Origin of the sequence: Pseudorhizobium flavum, from assembly GCF_044142885.1 — a bacterium.
Classification (GTDB): domain Bacteria; phylum Pseudomonadota; class Alphaproteobacteria; order Rhizobiales; family Rhizobiaceae; genus Neorhizobium; species Neorhizobium flavum.
In genome coordinates, this window is record NZ_JBIOKZ010000001.1 from 621,260 (window position 1) to 639,083 (window position 17,824).

Consider the following 17,824-nt stretch of genomic DNA (forward strand, 5'->3'; position numbering starts at 1 on the left):
CCGGAGAGAGCGATGCTGATCGAAGGGATGCTTGAGACTGCTCTCTATGCCGAAGATCTCGATGCGGCAGAGGCCTTCTACGGCGGCATCCTGAGGCTAGAGCGGATCGTCCGGGCCAGCAACCGCCATGTCTTCTTCCGGTGCGGGCAAGGCGTCTTGCTTGTCTTCAATCCGGACGAGACGGTGAAGCCGCCTGCCGAGAACGGACCGCAAGTCCCGCCACATGGCGCGACAGGCGCAGGCCATGCCTGCTTCCGGGTTGCCCGCAGCAATCTCGACGCTGTCACCGACACGCTGAAGAAGGCAGGCGTCGCGATCGAGAGCGACGTGATATGGCCGAACGGCGCCCGGTCGATCTACTTCCGCGATCCGGCGGGCAACAGTCTCGAATGCGCCGAACCGGGCCTCTGGTCCATCGGCTGAGGAAATCAGGAACATGCGCAAACTCCACACCAGGACGATCGTCGTCGCCAGCCACAATGCCGGCAAGATCCGCGAGATCGCCGAGCTCATTGCTCCGTTCGGCTTCAGCGCGAAATCTGCGGCTGAACTGGCGCTGGAGGAGCCGGCCGAGACCGGTACGACCTTCGAGGAGAACGCGGCTATCAAGGCACTGGCCTCCGCCACGGCATCCGGCCTTCCGGCGCTCTCCGACGATTCCGGCCTCATGGTCGACGCTCTCGATGGGCAACCGGGCGTCTACACTGCCAACTGGGCAGAGCGCGAGGACGGCAGCCGCGATTTCACCATGGCTATGGAGAAGGTCGAGAAGGCGCTTTCAGAGCGCGGGGCGACCACCGCCGAGCAGCGCACCGCCCGCTTCGTGAGCGTGCTTTGCCTTGCCTGGCCGGATGGCCATACGGAGTTCTTCCGTGGCGAAGTCGAGGGCAGCGTCGTCTGGCCGCCCCGGGGAGGCAAGGGCTTCGGTTACGACCCGGTCTTCCAGCCGAAGGGCTATGATACGACCTTCGGCGAGATGAGTTCGGAAGAAAAGCACGGCTGGAAGCACGGGGAGCCGGAGGCGCTTTCGCACCGCGCCCGCGCGTTCAAGCGCTTCGTGGAAACCTGCCTGGAGAGCTGAGCCGTTGAACCCGGACGCGCCCCTTCTGCCCGATACCGGAGAACCCGGCTTCGGCATCTATGTGCATTGGCCGTTCTGCGCGGCCAAGTGTCCCTACTGCGATTTCAATAGCCACGTCCGGCACCAGCCCGTGGACCAGCCTCGCTTTACGGCCGCCTTCCTGCGGGAGATGGCCACCATGCGCCAGATGAGCGGCCCGAAGACCGTCACCAGTATTTTCCTCGGCGGCGGAACGCCATCGCTGATGGAGCCGGGTACGGTCGCCGCAGTCCTCGACGGCATTGCCCGATACTGGCATGTGCCGGATGGTATCGAGATCACCATGGAAGCCAATCCGTCTAGCGTCGAGGCGGAACGGTTCCGCGGCTATCGGGCGGCAGGCGTGAACCGCGTGTCCCTCGGCGTGCAGGCCCTTAACGATGCCGACCTGAAATTTCTGGGCAGGCTCCATGACGTGACCGATGCGCTGAAGGCGATCCGCCTGGCGCGGGAGATCTTTCCCCGCATGAGCTTCGACCTCATCTATGCCCGTCCACGACAGACGGTCGAGGCATGGGAGGCAGAGCTCGAGCAGGCGATCTCCTATGCCGTCGACCACCTCTCGCTCTACCAACTCACCATCGAGGAAGGCACGCCGTTCTACGGCCTTCACAAGGCCGGCAAGCTCGTCGTGCCGGACGGCGATCAGTCTGCGGACCTCTACGAGGCGACGCAGGAGATCACCGCCCGTCACGGATTGCCGGCGTATGAGGTTTCAAACCATGCCCGACCGGGCGCCGAAAGCCGCCATAACCTCACCTACTGGCGCTATGGCGACTATGGGGGGATAGGACCGGGAGCCCACGGCCGCCTCACACGCGGCGCGGCCAAGATCGCGACAGCGACCGAACGACGTCCCGAGACATGGCTGGAGCTCGTAGAGCAACAGGGACATGGCCTTGTAGACCAGGAGGACCTCGGCCGCGACGAGCAGGCCGACGAACTGCTGTTGATGGGGCTGAGATTGACCGAGGGCGTCGACCTTGCCCGCTGGCAGCAACTGTCCGGCCGGGATCCCAATCCCGCACGGGAGGGGACCTTACTGGAACACGGCTTTATCGAACGGCTTGGCAATTCGAGACTGCGCTGCACTCCTAAGGGAATGCTCATCCTGGATGCCGTGGTCGCGGATCTGGCCTGCTAGGGATTTGGGCAGCAACCGGCCCCTGCCCGGATAGTCGAGAAGGCCGGCAACTCTGCCGGCCTTTCTTTATTAAGCATTGTTCTCGTTGATCAGCCGCTTCAGAAGCTCGACCTCGTGGCAGAGCTTGCTGTCGCCCGAGATCAGGTCTTCGATCTTTCGTACAGCATGAAGTACCGTCGTATGGTCGCGTCCGCCGAAGCGGCGACCGATCTCCGGGAACGACCGGGGCGTCAGAGTCTTCGCCAGATACATGGCGATCTGGCGCGGCTTCACGACGACTCGTGTCCGGCGATTGGAAACGAGCTCCTGTCGCGAGACGTTATAGTGACGGGCGACGATCCGCTGGATGTCCTCGATGCGGACGCGCTTTGCCTCTCCAGTGCCGACTAGATGGGCGAGCAGTTCATCGACGCGCTCGATCGACAGCGAAGGCTCGAACGAGCGGCGAAAGAGCAACTGGTTGAAGGCACCTTCCAGTTCGCGACCGCTATTGGCGACATTGCGGGCCACATGCGAGAGGATTTCGACCGGGATGTCCAGCGAGGCGTCTTCCTGCTGAGCCGCCTCCAGGCGACGCTTCAGCATTTCGAAGCGCATCTCATAGTCGGGGCTTTCCATCTCGATCGCCACGCCGCCCTGCAGGCGCGAACGGACGCGTGGGTCCAGAGACTCCAGTTCCCAAGGCGCACGGTCTGCGGCCACGACCACCTGCTTGGCGCTGTCGAGCAAGGTATTGAGGAGGTGGCAGAACTCGTTCTGGATCATCTTGCCCTGCAGGAACTGCATGTCGTCGATGATCAGGAGGTCAATATTGCGCAGGGAATCCTTGAGCGTCAGGGCATTGTTGTCACGGATCGCCGTTGCGAAGCGCCACATGAAATATTCGGCGGTCAGGTAGACGACGCGCGGCGCGCGGGCGCTGGAGACGGCGGCATTGGCAATGGCCTGGAGCAGGTGCGTCTTTCCGAGCCCGACACCGGAATGGATGAACAGCGGGTTGAACCGCACGGCGCCTGCGCCGGCCTCGGCAATCGTTCGGGCCGCAGCCAGTGCTACCCGATTGGACGGACCCTCCACATAGGTATCGAAGGTGAAGCGGGAATCGAGCGGCGAGCCGAACAGCGGCGCGGCAGCACTCGGTCGCGGGCCCGCCGCGGCTGTCGGAAAGGTGGCGATCTTGCCGATTTCGCGGGATACCGGCTGCCGCGAGGCAGAGGGCGTAGCGACGGGGGCGGCCTCTGTGGCCTGAAGGCTAGTCTCTGCGGAAACCGGACGCGGATTTCGGCTTGCGCTGCGGACCAGGATCTCCACCTTCAGGATGCCCGGCTCCTCCGCCTGGAAGATGCTGGTGATCAGATCAAGATAGCGGTTGGTGATCCACGATTTCAAAAAGGTGGTCGGAACGCTCAGCCGAACGACGCTCTTGGAGAAGGAATGTAGCTTCAGGCGACCAAACCAGCTTGTGTATACATCGGCACCAACCTGGGCCTTCAACCGCTGCTTTACGCGACCGAAGAGAGCTTCATCCGTCATGTCCGAGCTTACCTCTTTTGTCTGCGCCGATGCCGTCTCGAATGCCTGTCGTACATGGTCCGCCTCGCCCAATGCACGTGCCGCCGTATTCGTCTGCATTTATTCTGCCGCCTTCTAGTTCCTGTACCAGCGGCACCGCTGCCGCCAGACCATCCTCGATCTCGCAAGCTCGACCTGCTGCTGCATCATCGTCGAGCCGTCCCTGCTTCCTTTGTCGTCGTTGCGGTACAGTCAAAGATACCGCTCCTCGGACCTAACGCCGCGTCTCCGCGATCATCTACCCGGGCTCCCATCCTCGTCCTGACGAGACCCGTCCCCACTTCCTCCTTGTCTCCGGCCGAAGCCAGTCGTCACACACCGGTCCCGTTCGCATTCCCGATAGGAATCCGGTGCACAACCTTTGGTTACATGGAAAGCGGACATCGCAGTCCGCAACAAGAGCGAAAAAGCTGCTGCTCCGCGCCGGTAAAAACGCGAATGGCGCCGGCTTTCTTGAAGTCGTCCCCGTGCCCTTGCTGAAGCCATTTAGGCAGGATCGGAGGTGGAGATCAATGCTGATTTTTACCCAAAATTAATTGGCGGGCGTTGACTCTTCCGACCCCGTTTGCATCGCCTGAAAGGGGCTCCGGAGAATCCCTGTCGAATCAATAGGATTCGAAAACGGCGCGGGAATGGAGCAGGTATACAGAGAAAAAATAAAAAACTGCTTGACTCGTTTCCAGCCTAGCCGCGGAAGGCGACAGAGGCTCCGCTTTTCCAAGAGCTTTTCCAAGCCATTGTTATTAATTGATTTTTTTTGTCATGCCGCCGACACATCCGCGCGGGCGACCGTCACAGAAAAGAGACAGACGAGCCGGAATCAGAAAAGCCCAGCACGCGTGCCAGGCTTATCACAGAATTTTGAATTGCTAATATTAGGCAGACAGAGCCTTCACGCGAGCCGCCAGACGCGACACCTTGCGCGATGCAGTGTTGCGGTGGAGGACACCCTTGGTCGCTGCGCGATGGATCTCCGGCTGCGCCGCCTTCAAAGCTTCGGCGGCAACTGCGACATCACCCGTAGCAATCGCTTCTTCCACCTTGCGAATAAAGCCGCGAACGCGCGAACGGCGAGCCTTGTTGACTGCGGTACGGCGAGCGATCTTGCGGGTCGCCTTTTTCGCCGAAGTTGTATTGGCCATTTATGCCTCTCTACGAATTCGAACCAAACTCCACCGTTGCCGCGGCCGTCAGCGACCAGATCTTCAGCAATTGGGGAGCATTAGAGGAAGCCTTGATCAGGCTTTCCCAACTGTGGCGCGGCATATAACTTGAATGGCGCCCGCCGTCAACGCGCATTTTGCCTTCACCGGTTGTTGAAATCCGGCTTCCGCTTCTCCATGAAAGCAGCCATGCCTTCCTTCTGGTCGGCAGTAGCGAAGAGGGACTGGAACAAGCGCCGTTCCAGGCGCAATCCTTCGGCCAGGGTCAGTTCGTCGGCGCGATTGACCGCGTCCTTCGCCATGAGCACGGCGACACGCGAGAAGGAGGCAATTTTCGCGGCCGCCTCCAGCGCCTCGTCGAGCAGGCGCTCCGTCGAGACGATGCGGGCGACGAGTCCAGCCCGCTCCGCCTCGGCCGCGTCCATCATCCTGCCCGTCAGCACGAGGTCCATGGCCTTTGCCTTGCCCACGGCCCGCGTCAGCCGTTGCGACCCGCCCATGCCTGGGATAACGCCAAGCGTGATTTCCGGCTGCCCGAACTTCGCATTCTCCGCTGCGATGATGAAGTCACACATCATCGCCAATTCGCAGCCTCCTCCCAGTGCATAACCCGAGACTGCGGCAATGATGGGCTTGCGTGTCGCAGCAATCGCCTCCCAGCCGCCCAGCAGGTCGTCTAGGTATGCGTCCACGAAATTCACCGGCTGCATTTCCTTTATGTCCGCGCCGGCGGCAAACGCCTTCTCAGAACCGGTCAGCACGATCGCACCCACTTGCGGATCGGCATCGAAGGACCGGAGCGCCTGCGTGAGCTCGCGCATCACGGTCGAGTTCAATGCGTTCAGCGCCTTCGGCCGGTTCAGCGTGATCAGCCCGACATCGCCGCGTGTCTCAATCAGCAGCGTTTCGAAATCCTGCATGGTGTTCCTCCCTATTTCTGGCAACTGGCACAATAGAACGACGAGCGGCCAGCCTGGACGATGCGCGAGACCGTACCGTTGCAGCCCGGCGTTCTGCAAGCCTCCCCTTCGCGGTCATAGACGGAGAAGGAATGCTGGAAATAGCCAAGCGAGCCGTCCGTCTGGATGTGGTCACGCAGGGAGGAACCACCAGCCGCGATCGCATCGGCGATGACGGCACGGATCGCTTCCGTCAGAAGCAGAAGCTGCTTCTTTGGCCCTCCCGTCGGCGTCACCAACGAGCCTGACTTTCGAAGCGGCGAGAGGTGTGCGCGCCAGAGCGCCTCGCAGACATAGATGTTGCCGAGCCCGGCCACCACGCTCTGGTCGAGCAGGGCACCCTTGAGCGGCTGGGTCCTGCCGCCAAGCCTGCGTGCCAGATAGTCCGCATCGAGCAGGTTGCCGGTCGGTTCGGGCCCCAGCCCGACGAAAGGCGGATAGGCATCGAGCTGGCTGCGTTTCCACAGATGCATGAAACCGAACCGCCGCGGATCGTTGTAGACCACGCGCGACCAGCCCTGCGGCGTGCGCAGATGGAACAGGACATGGTCATGCTTCCCGTCCTTCGAGCGCGGAAGGGCGAAGCCGCCCGGCGTCTGGGAGGCCGCTTCTTCCTCGACCCTGAAGGATCCGGACATTCCGAGGTGGGAGATGATGGTCATGTCGTCGTCGAGGTCGATCAGCAGATACTTCGCGCGCCGCCCCAGCGAAACGATCCGCTTGCCTTGCGAGGCATCGGCAAAGTTCTCTGGGAGAGGGAAGCGCAGATCCTGCCGGCGCAGTTCCAGCCTCTCGATGATGGAACCTTCCATGGCCGGCGCAAGTCCCCGCCGTACCGTCTCCACCTCTGGCAATTCCGGCATGACTATCTAACTTCCTGTTCCAAGCCCCGCCCGCCTCGTCTATAGACCAAGGCCAGCGGTCGCATTGTCATCGACATGCGGCACAGATAGCGAGGCTGGAGCAATTTCGCCATGGCCAGCGACCGGACGAGCAAGGAGTTCCGATGAGTGAAGCACGCACCTCCGCAGAAGGCGGCATGGAGACGTCCTACGGCTTCCGCCAAGTTGCCGAGGGCGAGAAGCAGCACCTCGTCAACGACGTGTTCCACAAGGTCGCCAAACGCTACGACATCATGAACGATGTCATGTCGGGGGGCTTGCACCGGCTCTGGAAGGACGCCCTGGTCACCGCGCTCAATCCCCGCAAGGATCCTTCTTACAAGGTACTGGACGTTGCCGGCGGCACGGGCGATATCGCCTTCCGGATCGTCGAGGCGTCCGGGCGGAAGGGCCATGCGACGGTGCTCGACATCAACGGTTCGATGCTCGCGGTTGGCGCTGAACGTGCGCGAAAGAAGGGCCTGTCCGACAACCTCACCTTCGTCGAGGCGAACGCCGAAGAACTGCCGTTCCAGCCGAACAGCTTCGACGCCTACACGATCGCCTTCGGCATCCGCAATGTGCCACACATCGATGTCGCGCTATCGGAGGCCTACCGCGTCCTGAAGCGCGGAGGGCGGTTGCTGGTGCTGGAGTTTTCCGAGGTCGGACTGCCGCTCCTCGACCGTTTCTACGATGAGTGGTCGTTCAAGGCGATCCCTCAGTTCGGCAAGATGATCACCGGCGACAGCGAACCCTATCAGTATCTGGTGGAATCCATCCGGAAGTTTCCCAACCAGGAGAATTTCGCGGCGATGATCCGCCAAGCCGGCTTCTCCCGCGTAGCCTATACCGATTACACCGGCGGCATTGCTGCCCTGCATTCCGGCTGGAAGCTTTGACGCCGATGACAGGAATGGAAATGCGACGCGGCGGGGGCTGCCCATGAGCACGATCGGCGCCTATTTCAGGCTTGTGCGCGTGGGCTGGGTGCTTGTCCGCGAAGGCGTCGTCTCAGCGCTGCCGACGCAGGACATGCCGCCGTCCATTGGCCTGCTCAAATCACTGGCAGAACCTTTCGCCCGTATCCGTGCCAAGCGGCAGGCCCGCAGCACCCGCCTGTCACGTGCCGTCGACCGGCTTGGCCCCTCCTATGTCAAGATCGGCCAGTTTCTCGCCACGCGCCCCGATGTCGTGGGGGTGGACTGGGCGCTCGACCTCTCGATGCTGCAGGACCGGATGTCCTTCTTCCCGACCGACACGGCGAAGACGGCGGTGGAGCTTTCGCTGGGGCGAACGATCGCGGATCTCTATTCGGAATTCGGCGAGCCGATCGCCGCGGCCTCGATAGCACAGGTCCATCCTGCGTATGTCGATGGGCGAAAGGTGGCGGTCAAGGTTGTGCGGCCCGGCGTGAGGCAGCGTTTCGCCCATGACATCGAGAGCATGTACCTGCTTGCGCGGATGCAGGAGCGGTTCATGCCGTCGAGCCGCCGGCTGCGCCCCGTCGAGGTGACGCGGACGCTCGAACAGACGACGAAGGTGGAGATGGACCTTCGCCTCGAGGCGGCCGCCCTGTCCGAAATCGCCGAGAACACGAAGAACGACCCCGGCTTCCGGGTACCGATCGTCGACTGGGAGAGAACCGGCCGCGACGTGATCACCATGGAATGGATCGACGGCATCAAGCTGTCGGACATGGAAGCGCTGCGCGCTGCCGGTCACGACCTCGATCGCCTCGCAGAGACTCTGATCCAGTCCTTCCTGCGGCACACGTTGCGCGACGGCTTCTTCCATGCCGACATGCACCCCGGCAACCTGTTCGTGGATGCCGCCGGCACCATCGTCGCCGTCGACATGGGCATCGTCGGGCGCCTGGGAAAGAAGGAACGGCGCTTCCTGGCTGAAATCCTCTACGGCTTCATCATCCGTGACTACAGGCGCGTCGCCGAGGTACATTTCGAGGCGGGCTATGTCCCCGCCCACCATGACGTCGCAAGTTTTGCCCAAGCGATCCGGGCCATTGGCGAGCCTATCCATGGTCAACCAGCCGAAACGATATCCATGGCGCGGCTTCTGGCGCTGCTGTTCGAAGTCACCGATCTCTTCGAGATGCAGACGCGGCCCGAACTGATCCTCCTCCAGAAGACCATGGTCGTCGTCGAAGGCGTCTCGCGGATGCTCAATCCACGCTTCAACATGTGGAAGGCGGCAGAGCCGGTGGTGGGGGACTGGATTCGCGATAACCTCGGACCGAAGCGTATCGCCACAGACCTGAAGGATGGCGTCAAGGCCGCGGTGAAGCTGGCCGAGGCCCTTCCCGAAATCGCCGCCAAGACCGAAAAGCTCCATCACGAGGTGGTTCACATGAGCGAGCACGGCCTGCGGTTCGACCCGCAGACCGCCGAGGCCATTGGCCGCTCCGAGGCCCGCCACACCCGCTCCGGACGCGTCGCGCTCTGGATCATTGCGCTCAGTCTGGTCTATCTGGCGGTCGCGATCTCCTAGGACATCCTGCCAACCGCACCGCAGGCACGTGTGGGACGTTTGCCGAAAATGTGTCCGCACTCCAGCATCGCTGTGCGGGCCGAGGCCTTCATTTCGCCGGTTTCTTCACCATCTCTTAAGGAATTCAATCCTCTGGAGTAGCTTCATGGCGCTTGGCGCATCGCACCGACTGCAGGACGGGGTCGTCGCCGTCGAAACGATGACCCGCTTCGCCCTCGCAGTTCTGGCCCTTGCCTCGGGTGTCTACACCTATCTCGGAGTGAGAAGCCTGCTCGACGGCTCCCCGACCGCGGTCTTCTTTGCCGCGATCATCTATTCCGCCTCGGTATCCGTGGCGATCTATGCCTTCTGGTCGTATATGGGCCGCTTCTATCCGCATGTGACAGGCGCCGCCGCCCGCGGCGCGATGCTGGGTGTCATGGCACTTGGCTGCGCCATGATTATTGCCATGTCCAGCTGGCTGAACGCGGCAGCACTCGCCGGGTCGGCAGCGCTCGAACAGCATCTGGCGGAAACCGTCGAGGACTATACGGCCGATCTCGACAAGGCGCACCAGAACGCACTTGCCGCCCAGAGCCTGCTTCCTGACATTCAGCGGACGTCGGAGAGATTTGCCCGGCTCGCCGAGGATGAGCGGGAGTCGGGTGCGCTGACCGGCACGACCGGCTCCGGCAGCGTGGTACAGCTTCTATCACAGATGTCGGCGCAGCTTGGAGAGCTGGAGTCCGGCATCATTGCCTCCCGCGAGCGAGTGACCAATCTCTTCGATCAGGGCCGCACCCATCTCGAGACGATGCGAACCCTTGTATCGGCGCCCGGCGCCATTGCGCCCCGCAGTGACCAGTTCTCCGCCGAGGTGGTGGCGCTGTCCGGCGTCATCACATCGCTACAGCAGACATCCATCGCGCCTTCGGTCAAGCGTGCGGCCGAGGATCTCTCGCTCGGCTTCATCGCCCCGGTCGCGGATGGCCGGGCTGCGGATCTCGCCAACCGGCAGGATCAGGTCATGGCGACCATCCGGGCGTCGGTTGCGGCCCAATCGACGGTCCTGTCGCAGGCGGCGGACGACATCCTTGCCCGCGAGCCGGTTGCCGAACGCCGGTTCGTACCGCTCTCTTCCGCCGAGGCGGTCTTGCGCTATGCGGATGATTTCATTCCCGCGTGGGCCGGCGCGATCTCGATCGACCTTCTGCCTGCCGTGCTGGTCTTCATGCTGGCTGTCGTCCATGGCGTCATACGCAGGCAGGACGAGCGGCTGCCCTTTGCGCATCGGATCACGGCCGCGGAGCTTCTCGAGGCACTTGAGGTGCGGCGAGCGGTGGAGCGGAGCGGGCTTGATCCCGAAAATGCTATCCGGCAGGCGGAGACGCAGGATCCTGCCTCCGACCATCCGACCAACATAACCAACCTCGACATGCCGCCAAAACTGCCGCGAAAGGGGCCGCAGGCATGAGGCCATCACGCCTTGCCTCCCGGCTCAAGGACCTTTTCCTGCGGACCGACGATGGCTCGCTGATGCGTTATGCGTTCTTCGGCTTGTTGCTCGCTTCGGGTGCCTTCGTCTTCATCGACATGCGCGAGCTGACCCTGGCGAATGCCTCGCTTCCCGGTCATGACCCATTGCGAACGGAGGCGCCGGTCCTGCCGCCCGCGCTGACGGACGGTGTGCCGCAAGGTCCGCCGGTACAGCCGGCCAGCCCTCCGGAGGTCCTCCGCCAACCAATCCGGTTCGAACTCGCAGCAGGCGGAGAACTGAAGGCAGAAGGCTCCATTGATGTCGGTGCCGCGGCGCGTTTCGCAGAGGAGATCGAGGCTCGCGGCGAATACGTGAAATCCGTTGCGCTGAACTCCCCGGGCGGTTCGGTCGACGACGCGCTGGAGATCTCGCGCCTCATTCGGGAGCGTGGACTGAACACCAAGGTGGAGGCCAAGGCGCTCTGCGCGTCCTCCTGTCCTCTGGTTTTTGCCGGAGGCGTGGTGCGCGAGGCGGAAGCCGATGCCGTCGTCGGCGTCCATCAGGTCTTCAACGGAGGGCAAGCCCGGCCGACGGCAGAAGAGGCGATGTCCGGCGCCCAGAACACCACGGCGAGGATTGTCCGGCATCTGGAAGAGATGGGAATTGGCGCCGGTCTCTGGCTCAACGCGCTGGAGACCCCACCGGACAGGCTCTACTACCTGACGCCCCAAGAGATGGCCGAGTTCAAGCTGACGACGCCGAGCGCCGCCACCGCACAAGCTGCCAATTAGCTGGACCGCCTGGTCCAGCCGGCTTGCCCCAAGTTGCAACTTCTGGGGTAAACGCTTAGCTTCCGCCGCATTCTCATGGCGGGTCTCTTCATGGAACTTGGCGGCAAGCGTATTCTTCTGATCATCTCGGGCGGCATCGCCGCCTACAAGAGCCTCGACCTGATCCGGCGGCTCAGGGAACGCGGCGCGGACGTACGGCCGGTGATGACGGCCGCCGCGCAGGAGTTCGTGACGCCGCTCGCGGTCGGGGCACTTTCGGCCTCGCATGTCTATAGCGACCTGTTTTCACGCGAGGACGAGCAGGATGTCGGCCATATCCGCCTCGCCCGTGACTGCGATCTGGTGCTGATTGCGCCTGCGAGCGCCGATCTTCTGGCAAAGATGGCCCATGGCCTCGCCAACGACCTTGCCAGCACAATTCTGCTCGCTACCGACAAGCCGGTGCTGGCAGCGCCCGCCATGAACCCGAAGATGTGGTCGGCACCCGCAACGCAGCGGAATGTCGACATGCTGCGCGCGGACGGAATACGCTTCGTCGGCCCGATGCGCGGCGAGATGGCCGAGTTCGGCGAGGCAGGTCTCGGCCGGATGGCCGAACCGGTCGAGATCGCCGAGGCGGCAGCAGCCCTGCTTCGCGGCGGTGATCGGCCGCTGGAAGGCCGCACAGCGCTCGTCACATCCGGACCGACCCATGAGCCCATTGATCCCGTCCGTTACATTGCGAACCGCTCCTCAGGCCGCCAGGGCCATGCCATAGCAGCGGCTCTCGCCCGTCTTGGCGCCGACGTCACCCTCGTCTCGGGGCCGGTCACCATTCCGGACCCTGCCGGCGTGACGACGATTCATGTCGAGCGTGCGGAAGAGATGCATGACGCCGTGCTGTCGCGGCTGCCCGTCGACATCGCGGTAATGGTTGCGGCCGTTGCGGACTGGCGCGTTGCCACTTCTTCCGAGCAGAAGATCAAGAAGCAGGCAGGAGAGGCCCCTGCCCCGCTGACCCTGATGGAGAATCCGGACATCCTGAAGACCGTCGGCCATCACGAAAAGCGCCCGCGGGTGGTCGTGGGCTTTGCAGCCGAAACGCAGGACATCGAGGAAAACGCGCTCCGCAAGCTCCAGCGGAAAGGTGCCGACCTCATCGTCGCCAATGACGTTTCCCCAGAGACGGGGATCATGGGAGGAAGTCGCAACCGGGTGAAGATCCTCTCATCCAAGGGCGTGAAAGCCTGGCCGGATCTCACCAAGGATGAAGTGGCTGACAGGCTCGCCCGCCTGATCGCCGAGCGGCTTGGGGAGCGCTAGGCCGTTCGCGCCGTCGCCTCCGGCAGGAAGGGCTCGGCATCGAGGCCGCGGTCGTTCACCACGATCATCGATCCATTGGGGATTTCCGCCCAGGAATCCGTGTCGTCGTTCAGCGGCTCGGACACGAGGCAGTAGCTCAACGTATTACCGAGCGGTGCGGCATAGAGCGTAGGGGGCTTGTCGTCCGTTGCATAGCGCACGGCATAAAGCGCCTCGCCGTCGGAGAAGGCGGCGGTGAAGCGGACGAGGACGTCGCCGCAGACTTCTTCAGAAAGGCTCTCCACGGTGGCAATGGCGCGGGCGATGGCGGCATGAGGGTCGATTTCCAGCCCGAATTCCAGCGCCAGGAGGAAAAGCAGTTCCGAGTCGGTGGTGCCTGTCCGGGCATGGAAGAGGTCGTCGGAAAGGAGGCTTTCCATACGCCGGCGAATGCGGTCGAAGCCCGAGATCTGGCCATTGTGCATGAAGGACCAGCGCCCATGCACGAAGGGATGACAGTTGTCCCGGCGGGTCGCCCCATGGGTTGCGGCTCGGACATGGGCGAGGAAAAGCGGCGAACGGATCTGGCGCGCGATGCTGCGCAGGTTGCAGTCGGACCAGGCGGGCAGGATGTCGCGGTAGCGCCCAGGCTCCGGCCTGTCTCCGTACCAGGCTATCCCGAAACCGTCGCCATTCGTCGCAGTCTTCGCTCGGGTCGCGCAATGCGACTGCTCGATCAGAGAATGGGCGGGGGAAGAGACGAGCTCCTCGAGATAGATCGGATCACCGCGATAGGCTGCCCAGCGGCACATGTTCCCTCTGACTTCGGTCACGGGCAGCGCATGCTGCCGGTTAAACAAGTTCCAACGCCGATCGTTAATCGGGCGTAGATCGGTCACCGAGCATGGCGGATTTATGACCGCCCGGCGCGTCTTCCATGGCAGCCGGACCCTGCCTCGACCTTGTCACGTCGGTTCAACGATATAGATAAAGACGCATGCAACACTCAGATCCGTCGCAATCCGGGACACCGGAACGGCCGCCTCAACAGATCGAATGGTTGGTCGATGCGCTGACGCGGGAACCGGAGGCTTGGGCCCTCTTCCTCGACATCGACGGCACCCTCGTCGATATCGCCCCCTCGCCGGACGCCATCGTGGTACCGCCTGACCTTCCTGGCAATCTTGTGGCGCTTTCCAAGCGCCTGAACGGAGCGCTGGCACTGGTGACGGGTCGGGCTCTTCCTTATGCCGACAAGCTTTTCCAACCCTACGAGCTTCCCGTCGCCGGACTGCATGGTGCCGAACGCCGTATGGTTGACGGCTCGGTGGACGCGGTGGCGGCCACATCGGCGTTCGAGGAGGTGAAGACTGCGCTTGCGGCAGCGGCCGGGCAATGGCCTGGCGTTCTCGTCGAAGATAAGGGAGCGGCGGTTGCGGCGCACTATCGCCAGGCACCGGAGTGGCGCGACGAGGTCGAAAAGGCGATGGAATTCTACCTGCTCCAGGCCGGCTCCGATTTCACCCTGCAGCGGGGCAAAATGGTCTTCGAGATCCGGCCAGCGCGCGCCAACAAGGGAAGCGCAGTCCAGTCCTATCTTGAAGAGGCGCCGTTTCGTGGACGGCGGCCGATCGCCATCGGCGACGACGTGACCGATGAGGAAATGTTCCGGATCGTCAACCAAATGGGTGGCCACTCGATCCGCATCGCTGATGCCCCGGGGGGCACAGAGGCCCGTGGCATCATCGCATCGGCGGAGGACCTTCGCCAGGCCCTCGCACGTGCAGCGACAGCGGGCGATGGTTCCGAATTTCCATCCTCAACATCATTGCCATCATCCTTGAAAGGAAGAACCGCTTGAGCCGTCTTGTGGTCGTTTCGAACCGTGTGACACTGCCGGCAAAGGGCGGGGCTGCGCCAGCCGGTGGACTGGCTGTCGCCTTGCAGGCGGCTCTACAGGAGCGGGGCGGTATCTGGATGGGCTGGTCTGGAAAGTCCAGCGGTTCCCGTGAGCCTGAGCCACTCGCCCAACAGCAGCATGGCAATATCACCTATGCGCTAACGGACCTGACGAAGACGGACGTGGAGGAATATTACGAGGGCTTCGCAAATCGCGTTCTCTGGCCGATCTGCCATTACCGTCTCGACCTTGCCGAATACGGTCGCAAGGAAATGGCCGGTTACTTCCGCGTGAACCGCTTTTTTGCGCATCGTCTTGCCCCCCTGTTGCAAGAGGACGACGTCATCTGGGTGCATGACTATCACCTGATCCCGCTCGCGGCGGAACTGCGGCAGATGGGCTTCAAGAACAAGATCGGCTTCTTCTTGCATATCCCCTGGCCTCCCGCCGACGTGCTGTTCACCATGCCGGTGCATGAGGAAATCATGCGCGGCCTGTCGCACTATGACCTCGTCGGTTTCCAGACCGACCACGATCTTTCGAACTTCGGGGGCGGTCTCGTGCGCGAGGGGATTGGCGAGGCGCTCGGCGATGGACGGTTCACCTCCTATGGCAGGACATTCAGAGGCGGCCACTACGGAATCGGCATCGAGACGGCCGCGTTCGCCGACTTCGCCCGCAAGGCGGCAAGCAACATCATGGTGCGAAAGGCGCGACAGAGCATCGAAGGGCGCGACCTGATCATCGGCGTGGACCGGCTGGACTATTCGAAGGGGATCACCCAGCGGATCGACGCCTTCGAACAATTCGTGAAAGCCAATCCCGGTTACCACAACAAGGTGACCTATCTGCAGATCACGCCGAAATCGCGCTCCGAAGTGCCGGAGTATGAAGCGATGCAGCGCACCGTGGCCGAACAGGCGGGCCGGGTGAACGGTGCCATGGGCACGGTGGACTGGGTGCCGATCCGCTACATCAATCGATCGATCGGCCGCCCGGTGCTTGCCGGCTTGTACCGACTTGCCAAGATCGGACTGGTCACTCCGTTGCGCGACGGCATGAACCTTGTTGCCAAGGAATATGTCGCGGCGCAGGACCCGGAAGATCCCGGTGTTCTCGTGCTTTCCCGTTTCGCCGGCGCCGCCCGGGAACTTCGAGGGGCGCTGCTGGTCAATCCCTATGACATCGAGGGTACGGCCAATGCCATCGCCCGTGGCCTCAGCATGTCGCTGGAGGAACGGCAGGAGCGGTGGCGCGGGATGATGGACCACCTTCTCGAACGCGATGTCATGCGCTGGTGCGACGATTTCCTGAAGGATCTGCAGGCTTGAGAGCCGGCGAGACCTGCCTCAGGCTTCGCTTTGCCGGCGTTCGCTGAGGCTCGGCCGCCGTGATCACGCCGCCTTGGCGACGTGATACTCCTTGATCGCGACCATCTTTATGGCGGGATAGCGCTCCGCCTCGTAGCGCAGCGAGAATGCGTCCTGGGCCATGAAGACGGGATCACCGTCGAGATCACGGCAGATGTCGCCGCGGCGCTGGCTGATGAACTTCTCCAGTTCCGCCGGCTGGTCCGCAGAGATCCAGCGGCAGACGGAGAATCGCGCCATCTCGAACGAGACCGGCAGGCCGTATTCGGCCGACAGGCGCTCCTTCAGCACGTCCAACTGCAGGGCCCCGACGACACCAACGATTGCGGGCGAGCCATCCTCCGGCTGGAAGAGCTGGACGACCCCCTCTTCCGCCATCTGCTGCAATGCCTCCTTCAGCTTCTTTGCCTTCATGGCATCTTCCAGCCGCACGCGGCGCAGGATTTCCGGCGAGAAGTTCGGCACGCCCTGGAAGACCAGTGCCTCGCCCTCTGTCAGCGTGTCACCGATGCGCAGCGTGCCGTGGTTCGGGATGCCGACGACATCGCCGGCATAGGCCGTATCGGCAAGCTGGCGCTGCGACGCGAAGAAGAACTGCGGTGCAGTCAGTCCGAGCTGCTTGCCGGTGCGCGCCAGCCGCGCTTTCATGCCGCGTTCGAGCTTTCCCGAGCAGATTCGGGCAAAGGCGATGCGGTCGCGATGGTTGGGGTCCATGTTCGCCTGGATCTTGAAGACGAAGGCGGTCATCCTGTCTTCATTGGCGTGGACGGTGCGTACATCCGCCACCTGGTCGCGCGGGGGCGGGGCAAAGGCGCCAAGCGCGTTGATGAGATCGCGAACGCCGAAATTGCGCAAGGCCGAGCCGAAGAAGACCGGCGTCAGGTGGCCTTCCAGGAAAGACTGCCTGTCGAAGGGGCGGCAGGCCTCGATCGCCAGCTCGGTTTCCTCGATGAAGGCGCTTCTCTCGTTTTCCGGCAGCCGGTCGGCCACGCTCTGCGGACCATTCACCGGCATCGGCTCGACCTGGGTGTCGGAGCCCCGGAAGGTGTTGTCGGCAAGGTTGTAGGAGCCGCAGAAGGTCTTCGAGCGGCCGACCGGCCAGGTCAGCGGCGCGGTATCGAGCGCCAGCTTCTCCTCGACCTCGTCGAGGATCTCGAAGGGATCGCGGCTTTCGCGGTCCATCTTGTTGATGAAGGTGATGATCGGGATGTCGCGCATGCGGCAGACCTCGAACAGCTTCAGCGTCCGCGGCTCGATGCCCTTCGCAGCGTCGATGACCATGACCGCCGCATCCACCGCGGTCAGCGTCCGATAGGTGTCGTCGGCAAAGTCCTCATGGCCCGGCGTGTCGAGAATGTTGAAGACATTGCCTTCGTATTCGAAGGTCATCACGGAGGTGACGACCGATATGCCGCGCTCGCGTTCGATCTTCATCCAGTCGGAACGGGTCTGGATGCGATCCTTCTTCGCCTTCACCTCGCCGGCAAGCTGGATTGCGCCGCCGAACAGGAGCAGCTTTTCGGTGAGCGTGGTCTTACCCGCGTCCGGGTGCGCGATGATCGCGAAGGTGCGGCGGCGGGATACCGCCTCTGCGAGACTTTCAGCCATGTCTGGTAAATCCTGTCGGTTGGCGCCTATCTAGCGATTTGACCGGCTTTATGCAATTCACCTCCGGAACA

16 protein-coding genes are annotated in these 17,824 nt (G+C 62.9%); 10 read left to right on the plus strand and 6 right to left on the minus strand.

Features of this window, described 5'->3' with window-relative positions:
- Positions 1 to 12 precede the first annotated feature (12 nt).
- From ACEPP2_RS02920 to hemW, 3 genes are read left to right on the plus strand one after another with little or no spacing between them, the layout of a single operon-like run.
- The gene (locus ACEPP2_RS02920; protein ID WP_152341195.1) at positions 13 to 423 is read left to right on the plus strand and encodes a VOC family protein; all 411 of its coding nucleotides are present in this window, start codon (positions 13 to 15) and stop codon (positions 421 to 423) included.
- A 13-nt stretch (positions 424 to 436) separates the two neighbouring features.
- A complete protein-coding gene (gene rdgB, locus ACEPP2_RS02925; protein WP_395515730.1) occupies positions 437 to 1,081 on the plus strand; it encodes an RdgB/HAM1 family non-canonical purine NTP pyrophosphatase in 645 nt (214 codons plus the stop codon).
- A 4-nt stretch (positions 1,082 to 1,085) separates the two neighbouring features.
- Positions 1,086 to 2,264 carry a radical SAM family heme chaperone HemW gene (gene hemW / locus ACEPP2_RS02930; RefSeq protein WP_395515731.1) on the plus strand — a complete coding sequence of 393 codons (1,179 nt, stop codon included), beginning with the start codon at positions 1,086 to 1,088 and terminating at the stop codon, positions 2,262 to 2,264.
- Between the two features lie 69 nt (positions 2,265 to 2,333).
- On the opposite strand, the gene dnaA is transcribed toward hemW, so the two are convergent.
- The 4 genes from dnaA to mutM all read right to left on the minus strand — a co-directional run bounded on the left by dnaA (position 2,334) and on the right by mutM (position 6,821).
- Positions 2,334 to 3,797 (minus strand): chromosomal replication initiator protein DnaA, encoded by a 1,464-nt coding sequence (gene dnaA, locus ACEPP2_RS02935; RefSeq protein ID WP_395515802.1) that lies wholly within the window; start codon positions 3,795 to 3,797, stop codon positions 2,334 to 2,336.
- Between the two features lie 914 nt (positions 3,798 to 4,711).
- Positions 4,712 to 4,978: a 30S ribosomal protein S20 gene (gene rpsT / locus ACEPP2_RS02940; RefSeq protein WP_052641590.1), complete on the minus strand. Its 267-nt coding sequence runs from the start codon at positions 4,976 to 4,978 to the stop codon at positions 4,712 to 4,714.
- Between the two features lie 164 nt (positions 4,979 to 5,142).
- Entirely contained in the window at positions 5,143 to 5,919 is a 777-nt protein-coding gene (locus tag ACEPP2_RS02945) for an enoyl-CoA hydratase (protein WP_077547429.1), read from the minus strand.
- A gap of 11 nt (positions 5,920 to 5,930) precedes the next feature.
- On the minus strand, positions 5,931 to 6,821 hold the full coding sequence (gene mutM / locus ACEPP2_RS02950) for a bifunctional DNA-formamidopyrimidine glycosylase/DNA-(apurinic or apyrimidinic site) lyase (RefSeq protein WP_395515732.1): 891 nt from the start codon (positions 6,819 to 6,821) through the stop codon (positions 5,931 to 5,933).
- A gap of 143 nt (positions 6,822 to 6,964) precedes the next feature.
- On the opposite strand from mutM, the gene ubiE reads away from it, so the two are divergent.
- The 5 genes from ubiE (at position 6,965) to coaBC (ending at position 12,896) form a co-directional block, all read left to right on the plus strand.
- Positions 6,965 to 7,741, plus strand: a complete 777-nt coding sequence (gene ubiE / locus ACEPP2_RS02955; protein WP_395515733.1) for a bifunctional demethylmenaquinone methyltransferase/2-methoxy-6-polyprenyl-1,4-benzoquinol methylase UbiE — start codon at positions 6,965 to 6,967, stop codon at positions 7,739 to 7,741.
- Positions 7,742 to 7,784: 43 nt separating this feature from the next.
- On the plus strand, positions 7,785 to 9,347 hold the full coding sequence (gene ubiB, locus ACEPP2_RS02960) for a 2-polyprenylphenol 6-hydroxylase (RefSeq protein ID WP_052641581.1): 1,563 nt from the start codon (positions 7,785 to 7,787) through the stop codon (positions 9,345 to 9,347).
- A gap of 145 nt (positions 9,348 to 9,492) precedes the next feature.
- Positions 9,493 to 10,800: a hypothetical protein gene (locus ACEPP2_RS02965; protein ID WP_142588555.1), complete on the plus strand. Its 1,308-nt coding sequence runs from the start codon at positions 9,493 to 9,495 to the stop codon at positions 10,798 to 10,800.
- Positions 10,797 to 11,594, plus strand: coding sequence for a COG3904 family protein (locus tag ACEPP2_RS02970; RefSeq protein ID WP_395515734.1), 798 nt, complete (start codon positions 10,797 to 10,799; stop codon positions 11,592 to 11,594). Before ACEPP2_RS02965 ends, ACEPP2_RS02970 begins: the two co-directional genes overlap by 4 nt.
- Positions 11,595 to 11,684: 90 nt before the next feature.
- Positions 11,685 to 12,896, plus strand: coding sequence for a bifunctional phosphopantothenoylcysteine decarboxylase/phosphopantothenate--cysteine ligase CoaBC (gene coaBC / locus ACEPP2_RS02975; RefSeq protein ID WP_395515803.1), 1,212 nt, complete (start codon positions 11,685 to 11,687; stop codon positions 12,894 to 12,896).
- Here the strand turns inward: coaBC and ACEPP2_RS02980 are convergent.
- Positions 12,893 to 13,687, minus strand: a complete 795-nt coding sequence (locus ACEPP2_RS02980) for a class II glutamine amidotransferase (protein WP_395515804.1) — start codon at positions 13,685 to 13,687, stop codon at positions 12,893 to 12,895. The two genes, coaBC and ACEPP2_RS02980, sit on opposite strands and share 4 nt — an antisense overlap.
- A gap of 185 nt (positions 13,688 to 13,872) precedes the next feature.
- Here ACEPP2_RS02980 and otsB point away from each other — a divergent pair, with 185 nt between their 5' ends.
- Together otsB and otsA are read left to right on the plus strand one after the other, a co-directional pair.
- Positions 13,873 to 14,736, plus strand: coding sequence for a trehalose-phosphatase (otsB, locus tag ACEPP2_RS02985; RefSeq protein WP_395515735.1), 864 nt, complete (start codon positions 13,873 to 13,875; stop codon positions 14,734 to 14,736).
- Positions 14,733 to 16,106 carry an alpha,alpha-trehalose-phosphate synthase (UDP-forming) gene (gene otsA, locus ACEPP2_RS02990; RefSeq protein ID WP_395515736.1) on the plus strand — a complete coding sequence of 458 codons (1,374 nt, stop codon included), beginning with the start codon at positions 14,733 to 14,735 and terminating at the stop codon, positions 16,104 to 16,106. The genes otsB and otsA overlap by 4 nt, the downstream gene beginning before the upstream one ends.
- A gap of 63 nt (positions 16,107 to 16,169) precedes the next feature.
- Here otsA and ACEPP2_RS02995 read toward each other — a convergent pair whose 3' ends face one another.
- Complete coding sequence (locus ACEPP2_RS02995) at positions 16,170 to 17,753, minus strand: peptide chain release factor 3 (protein WP_395515737.1); 1,584 nt, start codon at positions 17,751 to 17,753, stop codon at positions 16,170 to 16,172.
- Between the last annotated feature and the right edge of the window lie 71 nt (positions 17,754 to 17,824).